Source organism: Rubrivirga sp. (genome assembly GCF_049648075.1).
Taxonomy (GTDB): domain Bacteria; phylum Bacteroidota; class Rhodothermia; order Rhodothermales; family Rubricoccaceae; genus Rubrivirga.
On sequence record NZ_JBARYR010000228.1, the window covers coordinates 1 to 2,128 of the forward strand.

The 2,128-nt window shown below is 68.0% G+C and carries 1 protein-coding gene; it reads right to left on the reverse strand.

The genetic code is table 11. The features are described from left to right. The coding region (locus WBA11_RS06655; protein ID WP_424519921.1) for a homocysteine S-methyltransferase family protein at positions 1 to 1,841 on the reverse strand (1,841 nt) is incomplete at its 3' end. Between the last annotated feature and the right edge of the window lie 287 nt (positions 1,842 to 2,128).

A 2,128-nucleotide genomic window follows, 5' to 3' on the forward strand; every position in this document is an offset into this window, starting at 1 on the left:
CGGTACGAGTCGGCCAGGTTGACCAGTCGCTCCGTCGCGTCGTCGCGGCGGTCGAAGAGCACGTCCTCGACGGCCGTCTTGAGCTCGTCCTCGAGGTCGTCGTAAACCGCGAGTTGGCCGGCGTTGACGATGCCCATGTCCATGCCCGCCTGGACGGCGTGGTAGAGGAACGACGAGTGCATGGCCTCGCGGACAGGCTCGTTGCCACGGAACGAGAAGCTCAGGTTCGAGACGCCGCCAGAGACGCGTGCGCCAGGCAGATTCTGCTTGATCCAGCGCGTGGCTTCGATAAAGTCGATCGCGTAGCGCCGGTGTTCTTCGAGACCGGTCGCGACGGCGAACACGTTGGGGTCGAACACGATGTCCTCCGGCGGCACACCGACCTCGAGGACGAGAATGTCGTAGGCGCGCTGGCAGATCGTCTTGCGCCGCTCCAACGTGTCGGCCTGTCCGTCCTCGTCGAACGCCATCACGATCACGGCCGCGCCGTAGTCGCGGGCTCGCGTGGCCTGCTCACGGAAGGCGTCCTCGCCCTCCTTCATCGAGATCGAGTTGACGACCGGCTTCCCGGGAATGCACCGCAGCCCGGCCTCGATGACCTCCCACTTCGACGAGTCGACGACGACAGGAACACGGGCGATGTCGGGCTCGGACATGGCGAGCAGCAGGAACCGCTCCATCGCTGCTTCTGAGTCCAGCAGCCCCTCGTCCATGTTGACGTCGATCATCTGGGCGCCGGCCTCGACCTGCTGGGCCGCGACCTCGAGGGCGGTGTCGTACTCGTCGTCCTTGATGAGACGCGCGAAGCGGCGCGACCCGGTCACGTTCGTCCGCTCGCCAACGTTGACGAAGTTGGTCTCGGACCGGATCGTGAGCGTTTCGAGGCCGGCGGCGCGGAACGTCTTGGTCGGCCTCGAGGGCGAACGTGGCGCTAGGCCTTGGACGGCGTCAGCGATGGCACGAATGTGAGCTGGCGTCGTCCCGCAGCACCCGCCGACGAAGTTGAGCAGGCCGTCCTGAGCGTAGGCGCGGGCTTGCTCAGCCATGAACGCCGGCGACTCGTCGTAGCCGCCCAACTCGTTCGGCAAGCCGGCGTTTGGGTAGAGGCTCGTGTACGCCGGCGTGACGTTCGACAGCTCCTCGATAAACGGCCGCATCTGAGCCGAGCCCAACGCGCAGTTCAGCCCGACGCTCAACAGGTTCGGCGCGTGGGCCAACGACGTCGCGAACGCCTCGACGGTCTGCCCCACCAACGTCCGCCCCGACTGGTCGACGATGGTGCCGGACAGCATCACCGGCGGCAGCGAGCCGGTCGCGCGCTGGTGCTCGCGCAGAGCCACGACGCACGCCTTGGCGTTCAAGGTGTCGAAGATGGTCTCGACCAAGAGCACGTCCGCCCCGCCATCCACCAACCCCCGGATCTGCTCCGCGTACGCGTCTTTCACTTGGTCGAACGTGACCGCGCGGAAGCCCGGGTCCTCGACGTCGGGCGACAGCGACAGCGTCCGGTTCATCGGCCCGATGGAGCCGGCGACGAACCCGGGGCCGCCCTCGAGGTCGTCACACGCCGCGCGGGCGAGGCGGGCAGCCTCGACGTTGAGCTCGTAGGCTAGGTCCTCGAGGTCGTAGTCGGCCAGCGAGATCGCCTGAGCGTTGAACGTGTTCGTCGTGACCACGTCGGCGCCGGCCTCGAGGTACTGCCGGTGGACGTCCCGGATCAGGTCGGGCTGCGTCAGGACCAGTAGGTCGTTGGCACCGGCGAGCGGCGGTCCCCAATCGGCGAAGCGGTCACCCCGGATGTCGGCCTCGGTGACGCTGGCGTTCTGGATCATCGTCCCCATGGCCCCGTCGAGGACGAGGATGCGGCGGTCGAGGAGCGAGCGAAGCGTGTCGGCGGAGGGCACGGCGTATATCGTGGGGGATCGCCCCAAACTAGCCGGCGGGCCGAACGGGCGCGTCGAGGACGCGTGCAGTCCGGGTACTCCCCACACCACGATGTCCGACGACAACGACAAGGCCGAGAGCAACCAGAAGACCGGCTGGCAGAAGCAGCACGGCGACGAGCAGGGCGGCGGAGGCGGCGGCTCAGGCGGGGGCGGCGAGACCAAGCACGCGGCGGGGGAGACGG